Consider the following 26,388-nt stretch of genomic DNA (forward strand, 5'->3'; position numbering starts at 1 on the left):
GGCGAAGAGTTCTTCGCACAGGCAAATAAACAATAATAATTCTCGATAAGAAGTCAAGTCCAAATTTTCGCGCCTTCCGGCCGCGGTCGTACGGCCCGCGTTCTGAAGGGAAGCGGAAAACGGGGCATTGCCGCTCCTTTTCGGGAAAAGCCCCATTAATGGACTGGAAAAGGCAAAAGGTTTGTGGTAAAAGATTTCCCGCAAAAAATTTCCGCCCGGATTTCTCTTGGCGACCGCCAGGAAATACGATACACAGTCCCGAGCTGCCATGAAAGTATATCGCGATTATTATTTCCTTAAGGCCAAAGAGGAAAATTACCCTGCCCGCTCCGTCTACAAGCTCAAGGAGATGGACAGGGCTTTCCGGCTTTTCCGGCCCGGAATGAAGGTGCTCGACCTCGGAGCCGCACCGGGCTCGTGGTCTCTGTACGCCGCGGAGCGCGTGGGCGAGAAGGGACTGGTGCTTTCCTGCGATCTGCAGAGCACCGACACGACCTTTCCGCCGAACGTGACGTTCCTGCAGGAAAACGTGTTTGAGCGCACGCCGGAGTTCGAGGCTCTTCTCGAGGAGAAGGGCCCCTTCGACATGGTCATCAGCGACATGGCGCCGCGTACCACGGGAACGAAGTTCACCGATCAGGCGCGTTCTCTGGAACTGTGCATGGAAGCCGTGGAAGTGGCCGACCGGTATCTGAAGCCGGGGGGCGGCTTCATCGCCAAGATATTCATGGGACCGGACTTTCAGGATCTGGCAAAGGCGCTGCGTGCGCGCTTTGCCACGGTAAAAACATTCAAACCCAAGAGCTCCCGGGCCGAGAGCAAGGAAATCTTCGAGGTCGGCATGGGATTCAAGGGCCCTGTTCAGGGGTAAACACTTTTTTTGTTTCGGAGGCATACATGTCGGGACATAACAAATGGGCAAACATCAGACTTCGCAAGGGTGCTCAGGACGCCAAGCGAGGCAAGGCGTTCACCAAGGCCGCCAAGGAAATCATCATCGCCGCCAAGAGCGGTGGGGACCCTGCCGGCAATGCCCGTCTGCGTTCCGCCATCGCTGCCGCCAAGGCCGTGAACCTGCCCAAGGACAAGATTGAGGCCGCCATCCGCAAGGGTACCGGTCAGGATGCCGGCGGCGACATCACCGAAATCACCTACGAAGGCTACGGCACCGGCGGCGTCGCCATCATCGTGGAAACCGCCACCGACAACAAGAACCGTACCGTGGCCGAAGTGCGTCACGTGTTCACCAAGTACGGCGGAACCATGGGCGAAAGCGGCTCCGTGGCCTTCCAGTTCGACCGTCTGGGCGTCATCACGCTGGACAAGGAAAAGTACGCCGACGAGGAAGCCGTCATGAACATGGCTCTTGAAGCCGGAGCCGACGACGTGCAGGACAACGACGATACCTGGGAAGTGCGCACCTCCATGGCGGACTTCAACACCGTTCGCGAAACGCTGGAAGGTCAGGGCGTGGAAATGCTGGAAGCCCAGCTCGCCATGGTGCCCCGCATTCTGGTGCCCATCGACGCCGACACCGCGCAGAAGCTCATGCGCATCACCGACGCCCTGGAAGAACTCGACGACGTGCAGAACGTCTACACCAACGCCGACTTCCCCGAAGACTTCGATCCCGAAGCGTAAGCTGAGCATCGACATTTCATGGGCATGAAGCCCGAAGCCCCCTTTTCCTCGAGGAAAAGGGGGCTTCTTTATGCGCTGCCGTCGGGAAGGATGAAGGTTCCCGGCGTTCTCAGGCCGCGCGGACGTGCGACAGCGGCGGCTTCCAAGGTGCTTCTTGCAACGGCATTCTCCGACGTGCGAGGTCCTGGGAGCTGGCCTTCTTCGTGCAGCGTTCTTCCGGTCAGGTGAAGGACCGCGGTGCTGGTGGGAAGGCGTTTTGAGAGAACGGCTCCGCATATCAGAAGCGACCTTGCTCTTGAGAACTTTCGCCCTCTTCGGCCTGGGCGTTCCGGAAAGCGTCGACGCGGAAGGAGAGCATGGGATCAGAAAGAAAAGCATATTTTTTTCTGTCCTTCCGGTGCCGGGGAGACTTATGGCGGAGAGCGTCGTTCGGCGTGTCGTGCCGAGAAGCGGGATTCTTGTGACGGACACGACGGAACGCGTCAGCAAAAAGGGCCGCGCCCGGAAAGGCGCGGCCCTCATGCTTGGCGTTCAGCCGGCTCTTACATGAAGAACAGGAAGGTGATCAGGGCAAAGAGCGGGCAGAGAATGCCGACGGACCATGCCATGTAGCCGAAGAAGCTGGGCATCTTGACGCCCTGTTCTTCGGAGATGGCCTTCACCATGAAGTTCGGCGCGTTGCCGATGTAGGTGTTGGCGCCCATGAACACGGCACCGGCGGAAATGGCGGCCAGCACTTCGCCGTCGGCCATGAGCTGCGCGGCGTTGCCGCCCGCGGTGTTGAAGAACACGAGGTAGGTGGGGGCGTTGTCCAGGAAGGAGGACAGAAGACCGGTCATCCAGAAGAACATGGAGGTCACATGATGGCCTTCGGCATCGGTGGTCAGGTTGACCACGGCGGCAAGGGCGCCGTCGGAACCGGCCTTGAGGATGGCGATGGCGGGAATCATGCTGAGGAAGATGCCGATGAACAGCTTGGCCACTTCTTCAATGGGAGCCCAGGTGAAGTTGTTGCGGGTGCGGCAGCCCATGTCGGTGGTCTTCCAGGAAGCCACGGCGATGACGATGTACATGAGGTCGCGCACGACGTTCTGCAGTTCCATGGGAACGCCGAAGATGTGGAAGGTGGGACCGGTCCACTGACCGGAAATGAGGGTGTTGGCCACGATGCAGAGAAGGAACACGAAGTTGATGCAGCCTTCAAAGCCGAGCTTTTCCTTGGAACCGGCGGCATCGGCGGGCACGGGGCTGCCTTCCTTCTTGAAGAGCACGGTGTCGATGACGAAGTAGAGGGCGAGCAGGATGACGGAGATGAGCAGGGTCTTCATGAACAGATGCACGGTGGTCCAGAAGAAGTTCACGCCCTTGAGAAAGCCGAGGAACAGGGGCGGATCACCCAGGGGGGTGAGGGAGCCGCCGATGTTGGCCACGAGGAAGATGAAGAACACGACCTGATGCACGCGGTATTTGCGGTGGGCGTTGGCACGCAGAAGAGGACGGATGAGAAGCATGGCGGCACCGGTGGTGCCCATCCAGCTGGCGAGGATGGTGCCCACGGCCAGAATGGCGGTGTTCACGATGGGCGTGCCCACGAGGGTGCCCTTGAGACGGATGCCGCCGGCCACGGTGAACAGGGCGAGCAGCAGCAGAATGAAGGGCACGTATTCGAGCAGAATGCTTTCAGCGGCGATGAAGAAGGCGTTGCCGAAGCCGAAGACGAGCGCGCAGGGAACAAGGAAGGCCAGTCCCCAGAAAACGGCTACCTTGCCGAAATGATGCTCCCAGAAATGAGGAACCACCAGAGGGCAGATGGCTATGGAAAGCAGCATGCAGACAAAGGGCACGACCCAGATGATGGAAAGATCATTGGGCAGCTGGAAATGACCTTCGGCGAAGCAGATGCCGGGTACGAGCAGCATCGCCAGAAGGAGAGCGGAAATGAATTTGAAACGGTGCATCCACGGACTCCTTTCGGGAAAAAATAGAATTAGGTTTTCTTGTACCCAAAAAAACGCGTTCCATCAAGAACTTTAGGCGTTATGCAGCGGCTGAACCTTGACGGGGCAAGGCTTTTGTGTGCATCTCAGGAAGGAAAACGAGGAAAAAAGGAGCGTTTCATGCATCAGATACCGAACGTTCTTACCATTGCCGGTTCCGACTCCGGCGGAGGCGCGGGCATACAGGCCGATCTGAAGACCATGACCATGATGCGCACTTTCGGCATGAGCGTGATCACGGCGCTCACGGCGCAGAACGGTCTCGGCGTGGCGGGCATACACGCGCCCGAGCCTTCCTTCGTGCGTCTTCAGCTTCTTACCGTGCTGGACGGCTTTCCCGTTCATGCGGCGAAGACGGGCATGATGTTCAATTCCGGCATCATCAATGCCGTGGCGGACGTTCTGGACGAGCAGACCTTTCCGCTGGTGGTGGATCCGGTGTGCGTGAGCACGAGCGGACACAGGCTCATGGAGGACGACGGCATAGACACGCTTCGCGACCGACTCATGCCGCGGGCCGATCTGTTCACGCCCAACAGACCGGAAGCCGAAGTGTTTGCAGGCATGGAAATCGTGAGCGAGGACGACGTCCTCGAGGCCGGGACGCGTCTTCTGGAAAAGGGAGCCCGGGCCGTGCTCATGAAGGGAGGTCATTTCGGCATGGGCAATCCCGTGTTCGTCACCGACTGGCTTTTCGAGAGGGATGCCGATCCTGTGCCCCTGCGGCAGCCCTATGTGAGCACGCAGAACACTCACGGCACGGGCTGCACGCTGTCGGCGGGCATAGCCGCTCAGCTTGCGCTCGGCATGCCGCTGCGCGTGGCCGTCACCAAGGCCCAGGAATTTCTTAATCTTGCCCTCCGGCACGGCTTCAATCCCGGCAAGGGGCATGGTCCGTGCAATCACATGGCGGGTCTGTGGTAACCTCGATGCTCTTGCCTGCGGCCCGGCTTGTTCCGATAGTACGGCTGTGAGAACCGCTTTTTCTCCGAACAGATGAGAAGCGTGTTTTCTGGAAGGCGTCCCGCACAATGCGGGGCGCCTTTTGCGTGTCGGGCGTATTCGGGCGTTTTCAGCTCAGACGGTTGCGGAACAGCCAGCCTGCGAGAGGCAGGGTGACGGCGGCCACGGCCAGCATGGGCACGAAGTTGGGGGCGATGTCGGCAAGCGTTCCTCCTTCAAGGTAGACGCTTCGCACGCATACGAGAGCGAAGCGCAGAGGATTGGCGTACGTGGCGATCTGCAGCGCCTCCGGCATGGAGCTCACGGGCGTGGCGAGGCCGGAGAGCAGCACCATGGGCAGAAGCGTGACGAAGCAGTACACGAGCGCCTGCTGCATGTTCAGGGAAACGGCGGATACGCAAAGGCCGAGTCCCGCGCAGCTTAGGGTGAACACGCCGAGCGCGATGAAGAGATCGACATAGCTTCCCGCAAAGGGAATGTGAAACCAGAACAGGCACACGAGCAGCACGAGGGCCGCCTGGGCAAGCCCCACGACCACGGGAGGAATGGCCTTGCCGATGAGGATTTCCCAGGGAGAGAGGGGCGTGACCAGCATCTGGTCGAAGGTTCCCTGTTCCCGTTCTCTGGCCACGGAAAGAGCGGCGAGCAGCATGATCTGTATGATGCTGAGCGACCCCAGCATGCCGGGCATGATGTTCCAGCGAGTTTCGAGCTGCGGGTTGAACCATGCGCGCATGACGAGGGAAGCCGGAGACCTGTGCCCCCGTCCGGCGTTCCAGGCTTCCACGATCTGGGAAACGTAGCCCTGCGCTATGGATGCCGTGGTGGAATTGCGGCCGTCGAGAATGATTTGAACGTCGGCGTTGCGGCCTGAGAGCAGGCGGTCGGCAAAGTCGCTGCCTATCTGCACGGCAAGCAGGGCCCTGCCGTCGTATATCCATTCCTCCGCTTCCGCCGTGCTTTCGAGCGTGGCCTGACGGGAGAATTTTCCGGAGCCGTCGAGCCGGGCCAGAAGATCGCGAGAAAGGGCGCTTCTGCTCTGGTCGCATACCACATAGGGCACATAGTTGAGATCGTAGGTGGCCGCGTAGCCGAAGATGAAGGACTGGATGACCACGGGCACGATGAGCACCAGGCGGTTGGCCGGGTCCTTGAAGATGATGAGCAGTTCCTTGATGCAGAGGCTGCGCAGCCTGCGGAGCAGAAGAATCAGGTCGTGCATGGCTAGTCCAGATTTTTTCGTGTGAAGCGTACGGCGACGCCCATGAAGAGCACGGCATAGACGAGAAGGGCCGCCGAATCCCGCAGAAGTATGACCGGATTGTTTCCGGCGAGAAAGAGCGTCTTGAGCATTTCCATGTAGTAGGTGGCGGGCAGAATGTTGCCCACGATTCTGGCAGCAAGGGGGACGCTGCGCAGATCGAAGAGAAAGCCCGAAAGAATGACGGCGGGCAGAAAGCTCACCACGAGGGCTATCTGGCAGGAGAGAAACTGACTTCTGGTGACGGAGGAGATGGCGAGCCCCATGCCGAGCGATACCACGAGGTACAGAGAGGAGCAGAGCAGAAAGACGAGGAGACTGCCGCGCAGCGGTACGGCAAAGAGCCATCGTGCGGCCGCAAGGCAGAGCAGAAGGCCGGTCATGCCGAGCAGAAAGTAGGGGATGATCTTGGCGAGAAGAATTTCCGCGCGGCCCACGGGGGAGACGAAGAGCGCCTCGAGCGTGCCGCGTTCCCATTCCCGGGCCATGATGAGCGCGGTGAGAAAGGCTCCCACCAGCGTCATGATGATGACGATGAGCCCGGGAACGAGATACCAGGTGCTGTCGGCCGCCTCGTTGAACCACATTCGGCTCTGCACCACGGCGGAACCGGAATCGGCGGCAAGTCCCTGCCTTTCGAGCGTCGTACGTACCCGCAGGGAGAGCAGTGCGCCCGTGTACTGCCCGATGAGCGTGGCCGTGGTGGAATCCACGCCGTGAAGGATGAGCTGCACCTGGGCGTCGCCCTTCATGAAGCGGCTGTCGAAATCGCTGCCCGTGCGGATGATGGCATCCACCTCGCGTTTTCTGAGAAGTTCCTCGGCTTCATGCATGGAGGAGGCGTGGCGGGGGGAAAAATAGGCGGAGCCCCAGAGCCCGGAGAGAAGGTCGCGTGCCAGGGGCGTGTCGTGTTCCATGACCACGGCCACGGGCGCGTTCTTCACGTCCAGCGAGAGCCCGTAGCCGAAAATGAGAATGAGGATGATGGGCAGAACGAGCCCGATCATGATGCTGCTCGGGTCTCTCGATATCTGTCGGAATTCCTTGACGGTCAGAGCGCCCAGGCGGCGCGTGAATCCGGTCATGCGCTCTCCTTTGCCGCGGCGTTTGCAGCCCGGGCGCTTTCAACGATGCGTATGAAGGCCTCTTCCATGGTAGGAGCGTTGCCGCCCTGACGGCGCACGTCGCCGGGCGTGCCGAGGGCGAGCACCCGTCCCGCGTCCTGAATGAGCATGCGGTCGCAGTATTCGGCCTCTTCCATGAAATGCGTGGTGATGATGATGGTGGTGCCTTCGTCCGACAGACCGGTGATGCGTCGCCAGAACACGCGGCGTGCCAGTGGGTCTATGCCGCTCGTGGGTTCGTCGAGAAAGAGAATCTCCGGCTTGTGCAGCATGCCCACGGCCATGGACAGACGCTGCTTGAATCCTCCGGGCATGGCGCCGCTCATGTCGTGCTCGTGGCCGACAAGCTCGAACTCTTCAAGCACTTCCTGTATGCGGCGACGCAGGGCAAAGGGGCCTATGCCGTACACGCCGCCGAAGAAGCGCAGGTTTTCCAGCACGGAAAGGTTGCCGTACAGGGAAAACTTCTGCGAAACGTAGCCTACGCGGGTGCGGGCCTGCGCGGCGGCCGTGCGCAGGTTTTCCCCTGCCACGCGCAGAAAGCCGCTTGTGGCCGGCAGAAGGCCGCAGAGCATGCGGAACGTGGTGGTCTTGCCCGCTCCGTTGGGACCGAGAAGGCCGAACACTTCGCCGCGGTACACGGAAAACGTGGTGCTGGCCACGGCGGTGAAGCTGCCGAACTTCCGCACGAGATCGCGCACTTCGATGACGGCTTCATGTCCGTTTCCGGCGTCGGCGGCACGCGAGGGAGAAAAGGGCGCTGCAGAGGCGGCAGGATCGATGTTCCGGGGAACGGCAGCCGAGGTCTCCGATGCCGCGGGGCGTGAATCCGTTTCCTGCACGCCGCCTTCGCCTGCTTCCGGGGGCTTGTGCCGGAGCAGGAGCATGAAGCTGTCCTCAAGTCGCGGCGCCACGCTTGAACAGTCCTCGGAAAGCAGGCGCAGAGTGCCCCGGCAGGGAGAGAACAGCTCCCCGGGAATGCCGTTTCTGCCGCGTTCCGGCGGAAGAACGAAACGGACGTGGTCGCCTTCCGGCACGGCGTCCATGACAAGGGAGGGCTGATCAAGCAGCCATGCCTGGAGATGTCTTGCCTTGATGCCTTCCGGTACGGCGGTGGCGTGGCAGAGCCCCTGCGTGAGACTCCGCAGCTTTTCCGGCGTGCCCTGCGCAAGAACGGCTCCCTCATGCAGGACCACCACGTTGTCGCAGCGCTCGGCCTCGTCCATGTAGGCGGTGCTCACGATGACGGAAAGTCGTTCCTCACGCACCATATTCGTAATGATGGCCCACAGTTCCCGCCGGGAAAGAGGATCCACGCCCACGGAAGGTTCATCGAGAAGCAGAAGCTCCGGAGAGCGCACCAGCGTGCAGGCCAGCGCAAGCTTCTGCTTCATGCCGCCGGAAAGCTTGCCCGCGGGACGCGCCGTGAAGCGCACAAGATCGGTCATGTCCAGAAGACGGGCGAAGCGTTCCCTCCTGCTTTTTTCAGGAATGCCGTGCAGGTCGGCATAAAGATTCATGTTTTCCATGACGCTCAGATCTTCGTAAAGACCGAAGCGCTGGGGCATGTAGCTGATGCGGCTCTGAACTTCCCCGGCATGCGACGTGATGTCGCGCCCGAGCACGAAAAGTTCGCCCGACGTGGGCGCAAGAAGGCCGCATATCATGCGCAGAAAAGTGGTCTTGCCCGCCCCGTCCGGCCCCACGAAGGCCGTCATGCTGCCGGAAGGTACGTCGAGACTGAGCGAGCGAAGCGCCGTGACGGCCGTTTTCCTGTCCGTAAACGTCTTGCCCAGAGCACGCGCGCTGACCACGAGAGGGACGCTCTCCCCCGGAAGGGGAGTCGCCTGCCGACCGTCGTTTCGTTCGTTATTCGTCATGGCGGCCTCCGGCCGCGTCTTCATGAACGATGACGCTCACCGGCATGCCGAGACGGAGCCTGTCTCCGGCATCGTCGGCCACGATGCGCACTTCATAGAGCAGAGAGGTTCGCAGATCCTCGGTCTGCACGCTCTTGGGCGTGAACTCCGCCGTGGGAGAAATGTAGCCCACTCGACCGGACACGGGTTCCGGGAAGGAATCGGTGAGAATGTCGGCCTTCATGCCGTGGCGTATGCGCCCGAGCCGGGGTTCCGTGACGTAGGCGCGCACCCACTTGGGAGAGGTGAGGGAGAGCAGAAACACGGGAGTGGCGGAAGAGGCCATGTCGCCGGGCTCGAGCAGCCGGGAGGAGACCACCGCATCCGTGGGGGAATGAAGCTCGCCGAGAGTGATGTTGTGCTGCATGATGGCAAGAGCGGCTCTTGCCGAGTCGAGCTGGGCCGCGGCCATGGCGATGTCTTCGGCCCGGTATCCTTCGCGCAGAAGCGCGAGCGCATGCGCGGCTTCGTCACGCTGCCCCTGCGCCACGCGGAGGGAGGTTTCGGCGTTTTCCTTTTCCTGCTGGCTCACGGAGTTGCCCCGCCGCAGACTGGCCATGCGCTTGTCGTTGCGGCGTGCCTGCTCAAGCGAGGCCTCGGCGGTGCGCAGTGCCGCTTCCGCCCGGGCGATCTCTTCCGGCCGGTTGCCGTTCTTCATCTTGAGCAGGTTCTGCTCCTGCGCGGCTATGTCGGCGCGCAGTCTGTCCGCTTCAAGCCGGAGACTGGTCACGTCCACGCGGGCGAGAAGCTGCCCCTTCTTCACGCTGTCGCCTTCTTCCGCAAGAAGTTCCGTGATGCGTCCGCCCTGCTCGAAGGCCAGAGAAACCTGGCGGATGTCCACGTTGCCGTACAGCCTGAGCCCTTCTTCGGGCGCGACGGAGGCGGAAAAGCGCCAGTAAAGAGCGCCCGCGGCGCCGAGAAGAACGACGGCAAGAATGACGGTTATCTTTTTCATGGCGGCTCTCTTGTTGCTTGAGAAGAAAGAGCTTTTTTCTTCTTATCAGGGTAGGAATCTTGCCGTAAAAAGTCAAATATAAAATTCAATTTTATGTTTGAATTTGACGTTTGAAATGTTTTGCCGTAGCCTTTGACCATGGAACAGGCATACGCATATCATCAGAGGAAGCGGAGCGCGCCGCGTCGGGACGGGCTTTCCACCCGCGGCGTGGTTCTCGAGGCCGCGGGCCGGGTCTTTGCCGAGCTGGGGTACGAGAAGGCCACGAATCGGGAGATCTGCGCAAGGGCCGGAGTCAACGGCGCGGCCATCAACTATTATTTCGGCGGCAAGGAAGCGCTGTACGAGGAAGTGCTGGTGGAGGCTCACCGGCAGCTCGTGAGCATGGAGGAGCTCGGCGCCGTCATGAATGCGGGGGCCGATCCCAGGGACAAGCTGCGCGCCTTCATTGAGCTTGCCGTGCGCGCGGCACGCAAGGCTCCCGAGCTGTGGGCCCTGCCCGTGCTTCTGCGCGAAGTCGCCTCGCCGTCCTCCAATCTTCCCGCGCCGCTTGTGAACAGCATGCTGCCCAAGCTCAATATGGTGCGCAGCCTTGTGTGCGAGGTGACCGGCTTTGAGCCCGGTTCGGAAAAGGCGTCCCACGCGGTGGCCCTGCTTCTCATGCCCTGCATGTTCCTTGGGCTTTTTCCCGAAAAAATACAGACGATTCTCTTGCCGGACTTCATGGAAAGGCCGGAAGCGCTGATCGAGTCCATGGTAAGCTACGTCATGGGCGGACTGAGCGCCTTGAAAAGTGAATTTTCCCCGCCTGTTTCGTTCAGAAACGGGAAAGAGAGCTGACGGTCATGAAGGGCAGATGCGCCGCAACGTTCGGACGTGCATACGTCATGGGACTTATGGTGCTGCTCTGCCTTTGGCCATGTTCTGTCTCTTCGGCCTTCGCTTTCTCTGAAAGACCGGTTGCGAACGTTCTCATCATCAATTCCTTCCATCCTGGGCATTTCTGGGAGGACAGTCTTCAGAAGGGGATTTTCGTCAATCTGACCGGTCGCAGCGATGTGCAGATACGTATATATTCCGAGTACCTTGATTACGAGAGAAATTCTTCCGGCAGCTTCAATGCGGAGCTCATCGGACTTTTTCGAAAGAAATATCGGAATGTAGTGCTGTCTGCCGTCATTGCCGTGGATGACGATGCTTTGGACTTCGTCATATCCCATCGGCGCGAGCTGTTCAGCCGAGTTCCCGTCGTGTTCTGCGGCGTGGCGAATCTTGAAAACAGAATTCGGGAAGACAGGGAATACTACACCGGGATTCTGGAAAATTTTTCCATACGGTGCATCCTTGATGCTATAGCTGCCGTGCATCCCGATGCAAGGCATCTTGCGGTGATATGCGGTGACACCACGTCGTCGAAAATTGCGCTGGAGCAGGCGTCGGCTGACCTTGAAAACGCGGGAGCTTCCATGGAGGTCCGCCTCTTGAGGGCATTGCCGGCGCAGGCCATGGCGCAGGAATTGAAGGCGCTGCCTGAAGATGCCGTACTGCTGAACTTCGGCTACTATCGAACGGCGGACGGCCAGAATTTTTCCATGGATGAGAGCATGCAGCTTCTCCGCAGCTGGACTGATCTGCCCATGTATTCTCCATGGGAAAGCCAGATAGGAAGAGGCGTGCTGGCCGGTCAGGGTGAGTTCAACGCCTTTCATGCGGAACAGGCGTCTCGCATGACCTTGGAAATCATCCGTGGACGCGCTCCCGGAGATATTCCGGTCATGAGGGAACCTGCCGCCACGCTGATTTACGATTATCCCATGCTTTTGCATTATGGGATTGATGAGCGGACGCTGCCGGAATTTGCAACGGTGGCCAATCGTCCGCCTTCGTATGTTGTTCAGCATCGCGATGTGCTCATTCCGGCATTTATTGTTCTTGTCATTCTTTGCGGAGTGATTGTGCTGCTGGTACATCTTCTTCGGATGAAGCACAGATCCGAGGCTTTGCTCAGGCAGGAAAAGGACATGATGGAAAAGCAGTATGCCTTTGAGAGACGCAGCCAGCTTGCCCGCCGCATGGAGGTCGTCGGGCGTATGGCCGGGGGCATTGCTCATGACGTGAACAACATTCTGGGCAGCATAGCGGCCTGTGCCAGGCTGGCTTTGGAGGAGATTCCCGTTTGCAGTCCCGCGCATGAGGATGTGCGACAGATTCTTTCCGCCACGGACAGAGGAAAGGATATCATGGCCCAGATACGCATGACTGACGGCAGTCAGGCCGGAGGTGAAGAGCCCGGGGCCGTTCCTGTGACCGCTCTTCTTGCAGAATTTGAAAGCGTCATGCGTCCTCGTCTCAGCAGGGGAACGACGCTCAGGGTGCGCAACGATGCGAGGGATGTCTGCATTCACGGCGTCCGCTCGGAGTGTCTCCGAATTCTTTTCAATCTCGGCATCAATGCCGTGCAGGCCATGCCCGAGGGCGGAGAAATTGTGGTGCACGCCGAGACATTTGAAAAGCCGGAAGGCGATGCGGAACCCGGGGAACTTGCGGAAGGCTTCTACGTCAGGCTGGATGTGTGCGATACAGGGGAAGGCATTGCTCCCGGCATTCGCGACCGCATCTTTGACCCCTTCTTTACGACCAGAAGCAAGAAGGGAGGATGCGGTCTGGGCCTTGCGCAGGTGCACAGTCTTGTGCAGCGCGGTCGAGGAGCGGTGCGGGTCGAGGAGAAATCTTCAGGCGGAACCCGTTTTTCCGTGTTTTTGCCTGTCGTTTCCGCCTGAAGATGGATTCCAGACAACGACCTGCCGGAGCAGCATGCGCTCAGAGTCTTTCCTTGAAGGCGTCCGCATAAGTGAGGAGGGCGTGGAGCATGGCAAGAATACTCATTGTTGATGACGACGAAACGTTTTCCTACGTTTTGAAAAGGGCCTGTTCCAGGCATCATTGCGAAGTGATGCGGGAGGCCTCTCTTCGCGGGGCGGAGCAGGCCACTCAAGGGAGCGTGTTCGACGTGGTTTTTCTGGACATTTCGCTCCCTGACGGCAACGGCCTCTCCCTTCTGCCCTCGCTTCTGGATGGCGATATGCATCCAGAAGTCATCGTCGTTACCGGACATGACAACCCGGAATGGGTCGAACAGGCTCTTCGCACCGGAGCGTGGGACTTCATTCAGAAAACCGACGAGCTCGACACCATTCTTGAAGCTCTGGAGCAGGCGCTGCTCTATCACCGAAACCACCGGTCCGCCTTTTCTTCTGCCGGTCGTAAAAGAACGCTGAGCCGGGAAAACATCATCGGTTCCAGTCAGGCCATGCAGCGCTGCATCGATGTGTTGGCCGACTGTGCAGACAGCGGCGTGAGCGTGCTTCTGAGCGGGGAGACCGGTACGGGCAAGGAAGTTTTTGCCCGGGCTATTCATGAGAACAGTGCAAGAAGGCACGGGCCGTTCGTGGTGGTTGACTGTGCGGCACTGCCGGAGGACATAGCGGAGAGCCTTCTGTTCGGGCACATGCGAGGAGCCTTTACAGGGGCCGTGACACGGGAGATGGGCCTCGTGGCCGATGCCGATGGGGGAACGCTGTTTCTCGACGAGATAGGAGAGCTTCCTCTGTCGCTTCAGAAAGTGTTTCTGCGTATGCTTCAGGAAAAGCGCGTGCGTCCTCTCGGCTCGAGAAAGGAGGTTTCCTGCGACTTTCGACTAGTTGCAGCCACGAACAGGAATCTTGAAGCCATGGTGACGGAGGGCACCTTTCGTCAGGATCTTTTTTATCGCATTCAATCCGTGCACATCACGCTTCCGCCGCTCCGGGAACGAGCCGGGGATGTCATGTTGCTGGCGGAGCATTTTCGCGATCTGTTTTCACGTCGTCATGCGCTTCCGGAAAAGAACTTTTCGGCCGGTACGGTTTCGGCGCTGAAAGCGTACGACTGGCCGGGAAACGTGCGGGAAATGAGCGCAGTCATGGAGCGTGCCGTGCTGTCCTCCGGCAGGGAGGACACCATTTTTCCTCAGCACCTTTCCACGGCCGTCCGCATACGCGCCGCAAGCGTCAGAATGCGGAAGGCCGTTTCGGAGGAACAAAGAGAAGACAGAAGGCCTTCTTTGCTTTCCTATGCCGAATTTCGGGAAAACGTGTGGCACAGAGAGGAAGGCCGGTATCTTGCCGGAGTGCTGGAGCATACCGGAGGCAATATTGCCGAAGCCTGTGTCGTTACCGGGCTTTCCCGTTCACGGCTTTATGCCTTGCTCAAGGAGCACGGATTGACGGGATCATCCTGAAAAGCAGGACATTTTTTTGCCTCGCTGTCCTCAATATCAGGACTTCGGAGAGCCTTTTGGGAAAAATAAAGCCATAATCGTCCGACATTTCTGAAGATTATTTATGGCATCAATTTTGCAGTCTTTCTTAAAAAACGGGCCTTGGCCCGTAAGGGAGGAAGACCATGATGCTTTTCGGAAAAGCAGTAGGCATGACGCTGACCGTCTTTCTTTTAGGCGGAGCGTGCGTAGGAACGGCAGAGGCCAAAGAGTACAAGATCGGTGGCATGTATACCCTCGACTACCATGACGGCAGGCGCGCCGACTGGGGCGAGTATGAACTTGAAGGGGCATACATGGCCATTGAGGACATCAATACGTCGGGAATGCTCGGCGGTGATACCATCAGCATGCCGCCGGAGCTGGTGGTCAATTATCGCTGCTGGCCAGAAGGAGCTGCGGAAAAGGCCAGGGGGCTTCTTGAAAAGGACATTGTTGCCCTTACCGGCGTCGACTGCAGCGGGCCTGCCGTGCTGATTGCCAGAGAGGCGGAAAAGTTTAAAACTCCCGTGGTTTCCGTAGGAGCCAATGCGGCAAGTCTGAGTTCCCCGTCAGAATTTCCCTATTATTACCGCAACGTGACTCCCAGCACCAGGTATGAAGGGTATCTGCTTGAAGTCGCAAGGCATTACGACATTGAGGAAATTGCCCTGTTCCATACGACGGACGCCTGGGGAGCCGGTGCCGCGGCCGTCATTCTGAACGATGCGGAAAAGCTCGGCATCAATGTACGCCTTTCCTTCGGCTATTCGCGCAACGCCACCGTTGAGGAAGTGCAGGAAAAGATGGCCATGGTGAAGAAGCTCGGCATTAAAAGCGTGTTCATTACCATGCCTACGCCCGATACCGTGACGGTGTTCAAGACGCTTACCAACCTTGACATGAATCAGCCCGGCTACAGCTTTTTTGCCGCAGAAATGACGTCGGCCGATGAAAAGCCTGATGCCATCAACGGTGCTTTCGGTTATCTTGCCCCCATGACCAGGCTCGTGCCCAGCAAGAAGCTCGATGCCTTTGCCGAAAGATTTTCCAAGAAGCTCGGCAGTCCCGTGGACATGAACTCCAAGGCGTTTTTCTACGGCGTGCTGTCGTATGATCATATGATGGCTCTCGGTCTTGCCATGAAGGACGTTCTTTCTCAGAAGAAGGAGATGACGGGCGACAATCTCATGGCCGCGTTGCGCAGACTGTCCTTCGACGGCCTTTCTGGACGCCAGAATCTCGCCCCCGGCACCAACGACCGTGAAATCATGGCCGTGGAAATCATGAACTGTCAGGGCTATAAGGAAGACGGTAGGACGGTGAATTTCGTTCCCGTGGGATTCGTGGATTCCGTGACGGGCAAACTTAGCATTGACGAGGGCAGTATTCTCTGGCCTGGACATACGTCCACGCCTCCAAACTCCGGGCGTTGAGGCAGGAAACTTGCAGTGAAAGCATTTTGGCCGGGGAAGCTGTCCCCGGCCTTTTTGTATCTGCATGATAAGGAAAAGGCCGGCAACCCGGACGTTTGGAGTCGGGCTGTCGGCCTTTTCAAGATGATTATGCTGAAAGGGGGACAAAAGCGGCGCTCAACAGAACGCGGAGGCTATAGTCGAGAATGAAAAATGAATTGTTCCGATCAGAGATCAGCGGTTGTATCCGCGACCCATGCCCTGACCCATGCCCTGGCCGCGGCCGTATCCGTAGCCGTCATGATGGCGGAACTGGGGGCAGGGCAGACCGGCCTTTTCCATCTTGGCGTAGAATTCGTCGTTCACGGTGCGGATCTGGGTGCGCAGCTTGGTGATGTCGGAGGCGAGCTGGCGCAGTTCCACGGGAGTGGCGTTGGGATTGCGGGAGAGCGCGTTCAGGGTCATGCGCTTTTCCATGAGGCTGTCACGCAGGGGAGCGAGGGCTGCGTAGTGTTCTTCGTGCAGCTTGTCGAACTGGGCCTTCTGTTCGTCGGTGAGATTGGGCAGAACCGGGCAGGAGGCGGCCTGGTATCCGTGGCGGCCGTGGAAGTCGGGATGAGCCATGGCGGCGACGGGGATGCTGGTGGCGAAGATGATGGCGGCGAGAGAGGTGACGATGGTCTTTCTGGTCATGGGATGTTCCTTTTGAACGTGGTGGTGGAGTAGAGAAGGAGTGATGTGGACCACGGGTTCAGTATATAGGCAACGACGTGTTTTATGTCACGTTTCAAACTGTTTCGCCTTTTGTTGCGAAAGGAAAGATACGAGCCCTTGATCGGGCCGGCAGCAAGAAAGGAAAGCCTTTTTCGGAAGGTTTGGGGACGGACGGCGGTTTGACGCTGCTTTGCAGAAAGGCCGTGTCTGTTGATGCAGGCGTTGCACAGGGCATAAGTTTTATGACAACTCTTTGATAAAAATGATTTTTTGTGCTTCGTTCCGAGAGATGCGCCTTGTCGCCGCTGTTTTCAGTTTTGTTTCCTTTTCTTGCAGAATGCCGCCGAAGAATATTGCGGGTGACGAAAAAAAGCGACGTGGAGCACGTGGCGGACAAAGAGGGGGAAGACGTCATGACAGGGAAAGAGAATGCGGCCGTGCGCAAGATCCCTTGTCTGTCTTCGGATGACGGTAGTCGGCGATGGCACAGAGACGGCAGTCTGCGGGACAGCAGGGGGCGGCGTCCGGCGCGATTCGGCCGCATGCAGCGTCGTTCCCGCCCGCCCGTCCGTCGCCCCATGCTGTCCGGGATGCCCGCCGCATGAGCGTTTCATGGGAAAACGTCCGGCGGGAGACGGGCGTTCATGCTTCTCGGTCCGCTCGCTGTCTGCATTCTCTTCAGAAGCACGACGGCGGAGGTAAAGGGGAACCGTGCACCTGAGGCAGGGCCGGGCGAGTTTCCCGCCCCGGCCGGCTGCGGGACGTTTCCCCGACGTCGGCACGTCGTGTCGAGCTGCCGCGTCACTTCTTTTTCACCGGTTAAATAAGGAACGCCGGAAGGCATGCGATTGACGTCATGTCTTCCGGCGTTGCGTTACAGAAGCTGTGTGTCGAACGAAATCGAGAGGTGCTTCTCGACAGAGGAGGGAAAAACGCCTTTTTCGTGATCAGCGGTTGTATCCGCGACCCATGCCCATGCCCTGACCCATGCCCTGGCCGCGGCCGTATCCGTAGCCGTCATGATGGCGGAACTGGGGGCAGGGCAGACCGGCCTTTTCCATCTTGGCGTAGAAGTCGTCGTTCACGGTGCGGATCTGGGTCTGAATCTTGGAGATGTCGGAAGCGAGCTGGCGCAGTTCCGTGGGCGTGGCGTTGGGGTTGCGGGAGAGGGCGTTCAGGGTCATGCGCTTTTCCATGAGACTGTCACGCAGGGGAGTGAGGGCGGCGTAATGTTCTTCGTGCAGCTTGTTGAACTGAGCCTTCTGTTCGTCGGTGAGGTTGGGCAGAGCCGGGCAGGAGGCGGGGACCTGACCGTTGTAGCCGCGTCCCTGGAAACCGGGATAGGCCATGGCGGCAACGGGAAGGCTGGCGGCGAAAATGACGGCGGCGAGGGCGGCGGCGATGGTCTTTCTGGTCATGGAGTGTTCCTTTTTGGATGAGTGATGAAGAGTGAAGAGAGTGATGTGGACCACGGGTTCAGTATATAGGCAACAGCGCGATTTCTGTCACGTTTCAAACTCTTTCGCTCTTTCTTGCGGGCGGAAAGGCGGGAGGGGAGAACAGGCAACACTGCGCAAGATAGGAGGGCTGAACCGTGATTTTGGAGGGCCTGCGACGGAGGCGAGGCGGAGCGTCGTGCTTCGCATCTGAGCCTGTAGGCGCACGGCAAGGCGGCCCCCGATCCAAGAATCATGATAACATGGTGAAAAGAAGAATATTTTGAGAAGCGACGCGATGCCGGCCTTGTTTGCCGCCATGTTTCCGTATCTTTCCGTACGGCGTCCGAACAGGTCTGAAGCCGAGGGAAAAAACGTCCGTTCTTTTGAGAGGGGCGGAAAAAGGAGGAAATGGCCGTTACTTTGAGGCGTGCAGGCGGTCTTTTTTGAGGCGTTGCACGATCTGGGGACCGGCCATGACGAGCAGCACGGCGAAGCAGATGACGGCCACGCCCGCGAACACGCCCGCGGTGGCAGGCTCGTCGAAGACGAGTATGCCCACGGTGACGGCGGTGACGGGCTCCATGACGCCGAGTATCGATGCCATGGTCGAGCCTATGCGCTGAATGGCCAGAACGAGGGTGAGATTGGACACGGCCGCGGTGATCACGGCAAGCAGCACGGCAAGCGCGGCTTCGCTCCAGGATTGCAGCCACACGAACGTACCGGAAACAAGCGCGTTCACAAGGGAGGCCAGCATGCCGAAGAACAGCACCCAGAAGGTGATGCTGAGCCCGGAAATGCTGCGTATGCGGGCGACGTGCAGTCCTGAGATGTAAACGGCGTTGCACAGGGCGGAAACAAGCAGAAGCACTATGCCTTTGGCGCTGACGGCGCCCTCACCCTCGCCGCCGCTCAGAAGAAACACGCCCAGAATGGCGAGGGCCACGGAAGTGGCGGTGATGAGGGAAGGCTTTTCATGGAAGAACACGATCATGATGATCATGACCATGAGCGGATAGAGAAACTGAAGCGTGGAGGCCACGCCGCTCGGCAGATAATGAAAGCCCTGAAACATGAGCAGCGCGGCGAGGGCGTACATGATGCTGAGCACGGCCAGACGCGAAAGTTCCCGCACGGGCGCGGCCAGTCGTTCGTGACGGAGCACGGGAATGGGAAAAATGGTCAGTGCGCCGAAAAGAAAGCGATAGAACAGCACGCATTCCGCGGACATGCCGTCGTGCAGAAGGGGCAGGCTGAACAGAGGGATGAGGCCGAACGCGGCGGAAGAGACAAGCGCGAGAAGAAAGCCCATGGCGGCCTCCGAAGCATGGTCGCCTGAGAAGTCGTGCGGCGAAGCTTCCGCAGAAACGCTGTCGAAAAGGCATGGTCTTGTGGCGAATGGTGCTTCGTGCCGGCTTCGGGCGACGCAGGGCGATGCCGGCGCAGAGCTTATAGCACGGAAGAGCGGCGCCGTGAAGAGCGCAACGTACTTTGGGAGGAGTCCCGGCACGTCCGAGGACGGAACTGCGGTCGGGAAGGCTGCGCGGCACGGGCGGAAGAGGCTGGACATGGCTTCGGACCGCGTCAGAGCTTCTGCAGGGCGTCCCGGATGGCTTCGGCCTTCTTTTTCCCGATGCCGGGCAGATCCATGAGCCGTGAGAGCGGGGCGGCCTTCATGTCGGCAACCGAGTCGAAGTGTTCCCAGAGAAGCTGGGCGGTCTTCATGCCTATGCCGGGAAGCTGCCGAAGCTCGCCGCTGAAGGCCTGCCGGGCGCGTGCCTGTCTGTGTCGGCCGATGGAAAAGTCATGCGCAGCATCGCGCACCACCTGAAGAAACAGCAGCTCCGGACAGCCTTCGCGCAGCGGCAGAGGATTGCTTCTGCCCGGCACGAAGATGCGGTCGGCCACGTTGCCCGCGCGGCGGTCGGCGTGCCCCCGTTCGTCCCTGGCCTTGGCTATGCCCGCAAGGAGAAAGGGCAGACGGCCGTTCTCTTCCGCGGCAAGCTCTTCGACGAGAATCCTGTGCACGGCGGCAAGCTGGCCGCGGCCGCCGTCGATGAGCAGAAGGTCTGGCCACGGTTCTCCGTGCTCAAGACGCCTTTTCGCCCACATGGACAGCGCGGCGTAGTCGTCGCCGTCCGCGCCTTCGATGTTCCAGACTCGATAGTCTTCCCTGAGAGGACGTCCGTCCTCGTAGATCACCGCGCCCACCTTGGTGGATTCGCCGCCGGTGTGGGACACGTCGGCGCATTCCACGCGGATGACGGGTCTGTCGAAGTGAAACGCTGCGGCCAGTCTGTCCGCAAGGGAGGCGTCCTTTCGGTTTTTGGCGGACTCGCGGGCGTTGCTGCGCGCCATGTCCAGAAGGCGGCGCTCTTCGTCGTTTCTCGGCACGGCTATGCGTACCGGCCCTCCGCGAAGCTCGGTGAGCACGGCTTCCAGCGCTTCCTGTCCGGTTTCGCCGTCCTGGCCGTCGTCCGAAGGGGATGCGTTGCGCCTGTCCTCTTCGGCGATCAGTGCCGCGGCCTGTTCCATGAGCGAGGGGGCGTGGACGGGCTTTGCATCGGAAGGGGAAACTGAGACCTCAAGAGTGTCTTCGCCCAGAAAGCAGGGCGTGACGCCGTCGCCCGCAAGAAAGGGCGAGCCCATGCTTGCCGAGGCGTGCGGCGCGACGAGCGCGCTTTCCGAGTCCACGGCAAGCCCGCTTCCCGAAAGACCGGCTTCCCATGGAAGATAGGGCAGCACTATGCGGGGAGGAATGGAACGTTCCGCCTGATAGAACTGGCCGAGAAAGCTCCACAGAAGTTCCGAGGCGTCCTCCAGACCGAGCCCCGGCCAGAAAAAGGCGCTGCGGTCCTGCACGAGTCCGTGGCGCACGAACACCACGCCGAGGGCGAGGCCGTCGGGCATGCTCACCAGGCCGAGCACGTCCATGTCGCCGCCGCTCTGGAGAACGATGGCCTGTTTTTCCACGGTCTTTTCTATGGCGCGTATCTGGTCGCGCAGCGAGGCCGCACGCTCGAACTCCAGATGTTCGGAGGCTTCCTCCATGGCCTTTTTCAGCGTGTCCACAAGTTCCGTGGACTTGCCGGAGAGCAGAAGCGCCACGCGTTTTGTCAGGTCGGCATAGGCCCGGGCCGTGATCTCTCCGGTGCAGGGCGCCGAGCAGAGGTGAATGTGGTGGTAGAGACAGGGCGTCTGTCTGTTCTTCATGGCCCTGTCGGAGCAGCGGCGCAGAGGAAAGATGCGGTGGATGGTCTTCCACGTTTCGCGTGCGGCAAGTCCGGCGGTGAACGGACCGAAATATCGCGCGCCGTCGCGTTTCTTCATGCGGCGGACGATTTCCAGCCGGGGAAAGGGATCCTTTTCCGAAAGGCGGAACATGACGTACTGCTTGTCGTCGCGCAGGCAGATGTTGTAGTGCGGCCGGTGCTTCTTGATGAGGCTGGCTTCGAGAAGAAGCGCCTCCTTTTCCGTGGTGGTGGTGAGAAATTCTATGCCTGCCGCGCGGCCTATCATGGCCGCGGTCTTGGCCGTGAGCTGATCTGCAGGACGGAAGTAGGAGAGCACGCGCCTGCGCAGGTTGCGGGCCTTGCCCACATAGATGATGCGCCCCCCGGCGTCCTTGTAGATGTAGACGCCGGGGGTCGCGGGAATGGCGGAAGGGGCGGGACGCTCCATCACGGTGATCAGCCCTGGAAGCGGACGTCGCCCTTGCGGTGGTACTCGAGGGACATTTTGTCCCTTACTTCGGGCAGGGGCGTGGGGTAGTCGCCGGTGAAGCAGGCCGTGCAGTAGTGCTCGGGATGCGACACGGAAGAGAGCAGGCCTTCGAGGGACAGATAGTGCAGGGAGTCGAGTCCCAGCATCTCCGCGATCTGCTCGGGAGAGTACTTCGTGGCGATGAGATCGTTCGGCGAAGGGAAGTCGATGCCGTAGAAGCAGGGGAACTTGATGGGCGGGCTGCTCACGCGAAAATGCACGGCCTTCGCGCCGAGCTCGCGCAGCTTGGCCACGCGGGTGCGTATGGTGGTGCCGCGCACGATGGAGTCGTCCACCACGTAGAGGCTCCTGTTTTCTATCATGGAGCGCACGGGGTTGATCTTCACGCGCACGCTGAACTGACGCATGCTCTGGGAAGGCTGAATGAAGGTGCGGCCCACGTAGTGGTTTCGGATGAGGGCGTGCTCATAGGGAACGCCCGCTTCCTGCGCCACGCCGAGAGAGGCGTAGATGCCCGAGTCCGGGAAGGGAATGACGCACTCGGCGTCGGCCATGGATTCGCGTATGAGGTGACGCCCCATGCACTTGCGGCACTGGTAGGCGTCTTCGCCGAAGATGCGCGAGTCGGGACGGGCGAAGTACACGAGCTCGAAAATGCACTGGCGTATGGGTATGTCGTCTTCGCGCAGGCGCACGCTGCGATACTCGAGCGCTCCGGGCTCCACGATGATCATTTCTCCGGGATTCACCTCGCGCACGTATTCCGCTTCGAGAAGGTCGAAGGCGCAGCTTTCCGAGGCGAACACCCACGAGTCTCCGAGCCTCGCCATGCTGAGAGGATGAAAACCGTGCGGATCACGCACGGCGTAGATGCGCCCTTCGCTCAGAATGAGCAGACTGTAGGCGCCCTCCACCTTGCGGCAGGCCGCGATGATGGCCTCTTCAAGAGAGCCGCAGGACAGCGCCCTTGCGATGAGGTGCACGAAGATTTCGCTGTCGATGGTGGTCTGGAAGATGCATCCGTCGTTTTCCAGTTCGCGGCGCAGAGCCGCGGCGTTGGTGAGATTGCCGTTGTGGGCCAGAGCAAGCTGAACGCCGTTTCTCACGCGCACGAGCAGAGGCTGCGCGTTGCGCAGCTGCGGCTTGCCCGTGGTGGAATAGCGGACGTGCCCGATGGCCGTTTCGCCGGTGAGATGCCGGAGATCTTCTTCCCTGAACACGTCGGGCACGAGCCCCATGCCGACGTGCAGATGGGAGGAGCCTTCACGCTCGTCCCACGAAACGATACCCGCGCTTTCCTGGCCGCGATGCTGCAGGGCATACAGACCGAAGTAGGCGAGCCGGGCGGCGTCTTCATGACCGGTGATGCCGAAAATACCGCACATATGCCCTCCTTGAGGCAGAAATCAGAACGGCCCGCCCGTAGTCCGGGCAGGCCGCAGTGGTTTTATTCTTCGTGTTCCGTGCCCTCATGCGCTTCAGGAGCGGGGCAGGGATTGTATTCCTTGGGGTCGTCGAAAATGTGGATGCCGTGGGGATAGTTGGCATGCTGCGGGCGGGGCAGCTTGTTGCACACGTAGTCCACGTGCTCGCGCAGGTCCTCGGCGGCGCGGGTCCACAGAGGATCGAGCACCACCTTGATGCCTTCTTCTCTGGCAAGCTTCACGGCGGGCACGTAGTCGGCGTCGTTGGCCACGATGACGAGCCTGTCGGTCTGATGCTTGTAGGCCAGCGCGGCGATGTCGAGGCCGAGGAGCATGTCCACGCCCTTCTGACGAATGTCGGGATAGATGTCGCTCGCCTGAATGTCGTTCACGCTGATTTCTCCGGCCATGAGCTCGCCGAGACGATTGGCGTCGAGCTGCCACTGGCCGGCCTGCCAGGCGGAACGGCCGAGGCGGAGCGTGATTTCAGGAGTCACGCGGAGAGACTGCAGAAACTGCTGCTTGCGCGCGATGAGCGGGGTCTGGGAGAAGTCCATGGGGCCGCTCAGCGGATGTTCGCCCTTGCCGGTGAAGGGAAGAGCGTCATAGAAGAGAATGCGGCCCACGGTTTCGCCGGGGATGAGATGAGAGAGGCAGTGACGGCGTATGCCCTGCCCGTCGAAGTAAAAAGCCTTCAGCGAAATGATGCGTTTGCGCATGAATTCGCCGTCTACGACAAAAGTGACACAAGACATTCTAGCAACCTTCTAGCAACCTTGTTTTACCGGACGAGCCGATCGTGGATATAGGGTTCAAGCCATGGACGTTTTACCTGGTTTCCCAAAGAATGGAAACGGCGAAAGAAGGACGATAGTGTCAGCGGGCTCTTCTGTCAAGAATGCAATAAAGAGGGAGGGTTCCGTGTCATGACGGGAAAGAGTCGTGCAGCGGGCAGGCGTAAGCCCTGCCCGTCGCGGCATGGGGCCTTCCCGGAAGCGCAGGCTTGCGGGACGATTCCGGGTGCCGGAAGCCCCAGGTCGTTTTTTGCCGGGCGGCCCGCGCGGGGCACGGATGCGGCGGGAACTTGCCCCCGTCGCGGCTTCGGGATATTCTCTTTTGCTTCATGCGGCAAAGCCGCGCGCGGACAGGGCTCCGCCGTCCGCGTTCATTCATGTCAGAGAGGTTCCGGTCATGGCCAGTGTCGACGTTTGTTATCTCAGAAATGCCGCCGGGTTGTACGGCGAGGGGCTCGGCTATGCCACGCCGGAGTCTGCGGGCATGGATCTGCGTGCCTGCTTCGAGGAGGACGAGATCATCGTCCGCCCCGGAGAACGTGCCGAAGTGCCTTCCGGCGTCAGTGTGGAGCCCCGCGTTCCGGGCGTGGCGGGCTTCATCTATTCCCGCAGCGGACTCGGCGCCGTGAAGGGGCTGGTGGTGGCCCAGGGCGTGGGCGTCGTGGATGCCGACTACCGGGGAGAAATCGTCGTGTGGCTGCTCAACACGTCGGACAGACCGATTCTCGTTGAGCGCGGAGAGCGCGTGGCGCAGCTCGTGTTTCAGCCGGTGTGCCGCCTCGAGCCCCGCACGGTGGAGACCCTTTCCGAAACGACGCGCGGAAGCGGCGGCTTCGGCCATACCGGCCGTGCATGATTTTTTATTTTTGAGGTGAGCCCATGTTGCCTGCTCTTGAATTTCCTGCGGATCCCGAATGGCTTGTGCCCGATGAGGAGCACTGTGCTCAGTTGTGGGACAAGTATGACATGATGCCGAACATCCGCGAACACTGCCGCGGCGTGGCCGGCGTGGCCGTGGAAATAGTCCGTCGGGCGGAAGCGCGCGGCATCATTCCCGAAGGCAGACCGCTCACCGTGCCTCTGGCGCGCGCCGCGGGACTTCTGCACGATCTGGCCAAAAGCTACACCATACGGCACGGCGGCAGTCATGCCCAGCTCGGCTCGGCCTGGGTGCGGGAGGAGACGGGGAATCCCCTGCTGGCGCAGGCCGTGCTTTTTCATGTGGAATGGCCGTGGAGCGGCACCGTCATGGACGACGTGAAAGACCCCATGCGCCTGCCCGTCATCGTGGCCTATGCCGACAAGCGCGTGCGTCATTCCGAGGTGGTATCCATAAAGGAACGATTCGACGATCTGCTCGTCCGCTACGGCATAAGCGCCGACAAGGTGGACAACATCGCCGCCAACTATGCTCATGTACAGGCCGTGGAGCAGGCCATATTCGACAGGGTAGGGATCATTTAAATGAAAGGAATGCGCATTCTTCTCGTTGCCGGAGGCTGGTCCACGGAACGCGAGATTTCTCTTAAGGGCGCGGCGTCCATCGCCGCCGCGCTTCGTGAGCGGGGCCACGACGTGACGCTGTTCGACCTTTCCGACGGCTTCGACAAGCTGCTGGCGCTTGCGGAAAAGCACGACGCGGCTTTTCTCAATCTGCACGGACAGCCCGGTGAGGACGGCCTTGTGCAGGCCATCCTGGACCGCGCGGGCTGTCCCTATCAGGGCAGCGGGCCGGCCGGCTCCTTCCTTGCCCTGAACAAGGCGGCGGGCAAGGCGCTCTTCCGCCTTGCGGGCCTGCGCACGCCGGACTATGAGTTTCTTCCCGTCCGTCCCGGTGCGGACTGGAAGTGTTCTCTGCCCTTTCCCCTTTTCGTCAAGTCGAACACCGGCGGTTCCAGCATCGACCTTTTCCGCGTGAACGACGAGGCGCAGCTGAAAGAGGCGCTCGACACGCTTTTTTCCCAGCATCAGGAAGTGCTGGTCGAAACGCTTATTCCCGGAAGGGAAGTCACCTGCGGCGTGGTGGGCCGCGAGGGAGAGGAAAGGGCCCTTGCTCCCGTGCTCATCGTGCCCAAGAGGGAGTTCTTCGACTTCCATGACAAGTACGCCGCCGACGGCGCGGCGGAAATATGCCCCGCCCCCCTTTCCGCCGAACTGACGGCAAAGGTGCAGGAGGCGGCCGTTGCCGCCCATCGCTGCCTCGGGCTTTCCGGATACAGCCGTACCGATTTTCGTCTGACGGATGAAGGCGAGCTGTTTGCGCTTGAGGTGAACACGCTGCCCGGCATGACGGATGCGAGCCTCGTTCCCAAGGAAGCCGCCGCCGAGGGCATGGCGTTCGGCGAGCTTCTGGAAATGCTGCTCTCCTATGCCATGGAAAAAAAGGCCTGACAGATTCGGCCGCCCGACGTCTGCCGGGCGGCCTTTTTTTTCAGGGAATGCGGCCGGGCGTCCGCCCGGCGCCGCAAAACACGCGTCCGGCACGGGACGTTCCGTTTTTTCGACCGGAAGATTTTTCTTCTTCCATGGCTCCGGGCACGCTGCCTGTCGGAACGAAAAAAACTGCGTTCCCGCCTCGTCGTCCGACGGATGAGAGGCGGATGATGCCCACATCTCTCCTGACGTTCTCCCTCGGTTCCTCCTCGGGCCGCGGGATTTTTTTTGCCTTTCCGTGCCGGACGAGCTCCGGTTGCGGGGCCGGAGCGACGGAAGCCGTCCTTGG

22 protein-coding genes are annotated in these 26,388 nt (G+C 60.2%); 10 read left to right on the top strand and 12 right to left on the bottom strand.

Going from position 1 to position 26,388, the window contains the following annotated elements; translation table 11 throughout:
• Window positions 1-270, bottom strand: a 270-nt coding sequence (locus QZZ60_RS03845) for a hypothetical protein (protein ID WP_295638043.1), incomplete at its 3' end; no start/stop codon positions are given.
• Here QZZ60_RS03845 and QZZ60_RS03850 point away from each other — a divergent pair.
• Together QZZ60_RS03850 and QZZ60_RS03855 are read left to right on the top strand one after the other, a co-directional pair.
• Window positions 269-871 carry an RlmE family RNA methyltransferase gene (locus QZZ60_RS03850; protein ID WP_295638045.1) on the top strand — a complete coding sequence of 201 codons (603 nt, stop codon included), beginning with the start codon at window positions 269-271 and terminating at the stop codon, window positions 869-871. The two genes, QZZ60_RS03845 and QZZ60_RS03850, sit on opposite strands and share 2 nt — an antisense overlap.
• A gap of 26 nt (window positions 872-897) precedes the next feature.
• On the top strand, window positions 898-1,641 hold the full coding sequence (locus tag QZZ60_RS03855; RefSeq protein WP_295638048.1) for a YebC/PmpR family DNA-binding transcriptional regulator: 744 nt from the start codon (window positions 898-900) through the stop codon (window positions 1,639-1,641).
• A 542-nt stretch (window positions 1,642-2,183) separates the two neighbouring features.
• Here QZZ60_RS03855 and QZZ60_RS03860 read toward each other — a convergent pair.
• Window positions 2,184-3,560, bottom strand: coding sequence for a sodium:proton antiporter (locus QZZ60_RS03860; RefSeq protein ID WP_295638097.1), 1,377 nt, complete (start codon window positions 3,558-3,560; stop codon window positions 2,184-2,186).
• Window positions 3,561-3,758: 198 nt separating this feature from the next.
• Between QZZ60_RS03860 and thiD the strand changes: the two genes are divergently transcribed.
• Window positions 3,759-4,562: a bifunctional hydroxymethylpyrimidine kinase/phosphomethylpyrimidine kinase gene (gene thiD / locus QZZ60_RS03865; protein ID WP_295638051.1), complete on the top strand. Its 804-nt coding sequence runs from the start codon at window positions 3,759-3,761 to the stop codon at window positions 4,560-4,562.
• 148 nt (window positions 4,563-4,710) lie between these two features.
• Here thiD and QZZ60_RS03870 read toward each other — a convergent pair whose 3' ends face one another.
• The 4 genes from QZZ60_RS03870 to QZZ60_RS03885 are packed head-to-tail and all read right to left on the bottom strand — an operon-like array spanning window position 4,711 to window position 9,860.
• Window positions 4,711-5,823 carry an ABC transporter permease gene (locus tag QZZ60_RS03870; protein WP_295638053.1) on the bottom strand — a complete coding sequence of 371 codons (1,113 nt, stop codon included), beginning with the start codon at window positions 5,821-5,823 and terminating at the stop codon, window positions 4,711-4,713.
• A gap of 2 nt (window positions 5,824-5,825) precedes the next feature.
• The gene (locus QZZ60_RS03875; protein ID WP_295638056.1) at window positions 5,826-6,947 is read right to left on the bottom strand and encodes an ABC transporter permease; all 1,122 of its coding nucleotides are present in this window, start codon (window positions 6,945-6,947) and stop codon (window positions 5,826-5,828) included.
• Window positions 6,944-8,866 (bottom strand): ATP-binding cassette domain-containing protein, encoded by a 1,923-nt coding sequence (locus tag QZZ60_RS03880; RefSeq protein ID WP_295638059.1) that lies wholly within the window; start codon window positions 8,864-8,866, stop codon window positions 6,944-6,946. Before QZZ60_RS03880 ends, QZZ60_RS03875 begins: the two co-directional genes overlap by 4 nt.
• Entirely contained in the window at window positions 8,856-9,860 is a 1,005-nt protein-coding gene (locus tag QZZ60_RS03885) for an efflux RND transporter periplasmic adaptor subunit (protein WP_295638061.1), read from the bottom strand. The genes QZZ60_RS03880 and QZZ60_RS03885 overlap by 11 nt, the downstream gene beginning before the upstream one ends.
• Window positions 9,861-9,998: 138 nt before the next feature.
• Between QZZ60_RS03885 and QZZ60_RS03890 the strand changes: the two genes are divergently transcribed.
• From QZZ60_RS03890 to QZZ60_RS03905, 4 genes are all read left to right on the top strand, one after another.
• On the top strand, window positions 9,999-10,700 hold the full coding sequence (locus QZZ60_RS03890; protein WP_295638064.1) for a TetR/AcrR family transcriptional regulator: 702 nt from the start codon (window positions 9,999-10,001) through the stop codon (window positions 10,698-10,700).
• Window positions 10,701-10,918: 218 nt separating this feature from the next.
• Window positions 10,919-12,640, top strand: coding sequence for an ATP-binding protein (locus tag QZZ60_RS03895; RefSeq protein WP_295638067.1), 1,722 nt, complete (start codon window positions 10,919-10,921; stop codon window positions 12,638-12,640).
• Window positions 12,641-12,729: 89 nt separating this feature from the next.
• The gene (locus tag QZZ60_RS03900) at window positions 12,730-14,139 is read left to right on the top strand and encodes a sigma-54 dependent transcriptional regulator (protein ID WP_295638070.1); all 1,410 of its coding nucleotides are present in this window, start codon (window positions 12,730-12,732) and stop codon (window positions 14,137-14,139) included.
• 164 nt (window positions 14,140-14,303) lie between these two features.
• On the top strand, window positions 14,304-15,593 hold the full coding sequence (locus tag QZZ60_RS03905; RefSeq protein ID WP_295638073.1) for an ABC transporter substrate-binding protein: 1,290 nt from the start codon (window positions 14,304-14,306) through the stop codon (window positions 15,591-15,593).
• Window positions 15,594-15,806: 213 nt separating this feature from the next.
• Here the strand turns inward: QZZ60_RS03905 and QZZ60_RS03910 are convergent, their stop codons facing one another.
• The 6 genes from QZZ60_RS03910 to QZZ60_RS03935 all read right to left on the bottom strand — a co-directional run bounded on the left by QZZ60_RS03910 (window position 15,807) and on the right by QZZ60_RS03935 (window position 23,591).
• The gene (locus tag QZZ60_RS03910; RefSeq protein WP_295638076.1) at window positions 15,807-16,265 is read right to left on the bottom strand and encodes a periplasmic heavy metal sensor; all 459 of its coding nucleotides are present in this window, start codon (window positions 16,263-16,265) and stop codon (window positions 15,807-15,809) included.
• A gap of 968 nt (window positions 16,266-17,233) precedes the next feature.
• Window positions 17,234-17,704, bottom strand: a complete 471-nt coding sequence (locus QZZ60_RS03915; protein WP_295638079.1) for a periplasmic heavy metal sensor — start codon at window positions 17,702-17,704, stop codon at window positions 17,234-17,236.
• A 436-nt stretch (window positions 17,705-18,140) separates the two neighbouring features.
• A complete protein-coding gene (locus tag QZZ60_RS03920; protein ID WP_295638082.1) occupies window positions 18,141-19,037 on the bottom strand; it encodes a DMT family transporter in 897 nt (298 codons plus the stop codon).
• 272 nt (window positions 19,038-19,309) lie between these two features.
• Window positions 19,310-21,406 carry an excinuclease ABC subunit UvrC gene (gene uvrC, locus QZZ60_RS03925; RefSeq protein ID WP_295638099.1) on the bottom strand — a complete coding sequence of 699 codons (2,097 nt, stop codon included), beginning with the start codon at window positions 21,404-21,406 and terminating at the stop codon, window positions 19,310-19,312.
• A gap of 8 nt (window positions 21,407-21,414) precedes the next feature.
• Window positions 21,415-22,833, bottom strand: a complete 1,419-nt coding sequence (purF, locus tag QZZ60_RS03930; protein WP_295638085.1) for an amidophosphoribosyltransferase — start codon at window positions 22,831-22,833, stop codon at window positions 21,415-21,417.
• Between the two features lie 62 nt (window positions 22,834-22,895).
• Entirely contained in the window at window positions 22,896-23,591 is a 696-nt protein-coding gene (locus QZZ60_RS03935; RefSeq protein ID WP_295638088.1) for an NYN domain-containing protein, read from the bottom strand.
• A 472-nt stretch (window positions 23,592-24,063) separates the two neighbouring features.
• Here QZZ60_RS03935 and dut point away from each other — a divergent pair, with 472 nt between their 5' ends.
• From dut to QZZ60_RS03950, 3 genes are read left to right on the top strand one after another with little or no spacing between them, the layout of a single operon-like run.
• Complete coding sequence (gene dut / locus QZZ60_RS03940; RefSeq protein ID WP_295638091.1) at window positions 24,064-24,522, top strand: dUTP diphosphatase; 459 nt, start codon at window positions 24,064-24,066, stop codon at window positions 24,520-24,522.
• Window positions 24,523-24,545: 23 nt separating this feature from the next.
• Complete coding sequence (locus tag QZZ60_RS03945) at window positions 24,546-25,130, top strand: HD domain-containing protein (RefSeq protein ID WP_295638094.1); 585 nt, start codon at window positions 24,546-24,548, stop codon at window positions 25,128-25,130.
• A 9-nt stretch (window positions 25,131-25,139) separates the two neighbouring features.
• Window positions 25,140-26,057, top strand: coding sequence for a D-alanine--D-alanine ligase (locus QZZ60_RS03950; protein ID WP_295638102.1), 918 nt, complete (start codon window positions 25,140-25,142; stop codon window positions 26,055-26,057).
• Window positions 26,058-26,388 lie beyond the last annotated feature (331 nt).

Source organism: uncultured Mailhella sp., assembly GCF_905187505.1.
Lineage (GTDB): Bacteria > Desulfobacterota > Desulfovibrionia > Desulfovibrionales > Desulfovibrionaceae > Mailhella.

Excerpts from the sequence above, each read along its gene's own strand:
- dut (WP_295638091.1), top strand. The coding sequence starts at position 24,064 with ATGGCCAGTGTCGACGTTTGTTATCTCAGAAATGCCGCCGGGTTGTAC.
- QZZ60_RS03850 (WP_295638045.1), top strand. The coding sequence starts at position 269 with ATGAAAGTATATCGCGATTATTATTTCCTTAAGGCCAAAGAGGAAAAT.
- uvrC (WP_295638099.1), bottom strand. The coding sequence starts at position 21,406 with ATGGAGCGTCCCGCCCCTTCCGCCATTCCCGCGACCCCCGGCGTCTAC.
- QZZ60_RS03910 (WP_295638076.1), bottom strand. The coding sequence starts at position 16,265 with ATGACCAGAAAGACCATCGTCACCTCTCTCGCCGCCATCATCTTCGCC.
- QZZ60_RS03880 (WP_295638059.1), bottom strand. The coding sequence starts at position 8,866 with ATGACGAATAACGAACGAAACGACGGTCGGCAGGCGACTCCCCTTCCG.
- QZZ60_RS03890 (WP_295638064.1), top strand. The coding sequence starts at position 9,999 with ATGGAACAGGCATACGCATATCATCAGAGGAAGCGGAGCGCGCCGCGT.
- QZZ60_RS03885 (WP_295638061.1), bottom strand. The coding sequence starts at position 9,860 with ATGAAAAAGATAACCGTCATTCTTGCCGTCGTTCTTCTCGGCGCCGCG.
- QZZ60_RS03855 (WP_295638048.1), top strand. The coding sequence starts at position 898 with ATGTCGGGACATAACAAATGGGCAAACATCAGACTTCGCAAGGGTGCT.
- QZZ60_RS03950 (WP_295638102.1), top strand. The coding sequence starts at position 25,140 with ATGCGCATTCTTCTCGTTGCCGGAGGCTGGTCCACGGAACGCGAGATT.
- QZZ60_RS03935 (WP_295638088.1), bottom strand. The coding sequence starts at position 23,591 with ATGCGCAAACGCATCATTTCGCTGAAGGCTTTTTACTTCGACGGGCAG.
- purF (WP_295638085.1), bottom strand. The coding sequence starts at position 22,833 with ATGTGCGGTATTTTCGGCATCACCGGTCATGAAGACGCCGCCCGGCTC.
- QZZ60_RS03860 (WP_295638097.1), bottom strand. The coding sequence starts at position 3,560 with ATGCTGCTCGTACCCGGCATCTGCTTCGCCGAAGGTCATTTCCAGCTG.
- QZZ60_RS03905 (WP_295638073.1), top strand. The coding sequence starts at position 14,304 with ATGATGCTTTTCGGAAAAGCAGTAGGCATGACGCTGACCGTCTTTCTT.
- QZZ60_RS03945 (WP_295638094.1), top strand. The coding sequence starts at position 24,546 with ATGTTGCCTGCTCTTGAATTTCCTGCGGATCCCGAATGGCTTGTGCCC.
- QZZ60_RS03900 (WP_295638070.1), top strand. The coding sequence starts at position 12,730 with ATGGCAAGAATACTCATTGTTGATGACGACGAAACGTTTTCCTACGTT.
- QZZ60_RS03875 (WP_295638056.1), bottom strand. The coding sequence starts at position 6,947 with ATGACCGGATTCACGCGCCGCCTGGGCGCTCTGACCGTCAAGGAATTC.
- QZZ60_RS03870 (WP_295638053.1), bottom strand. The coding sequence starts at position 5,823 with ATGCACGACCTGATTCTTCTGCTCCGCAGGCTGCGCAGCCTCTGCATC.
- thiD (WP_295638051.1), top strand. The coding sequence starts at position 3,759 with ATGCATCAGATACCGAACGTTCTTACCATTGCCGGTTCCGACTCCGGC.
- QZZ60_RS03920 (WP_295638082.1), bottom strand. The coding sequence starts at position 19,037 with ATGGGCTTTCTTCTCGCGCTTGTCTCTTCCGCCGCGTTCGGCCTCATC.
- QZZ60_RS03915 (WP_295638079.1), bottom strand. The coding sequence starts at position 17,704 with ATGACCAGAAAGACCATCGCCGCCGCCCTCGCCGCCGTCATTTTCGCC.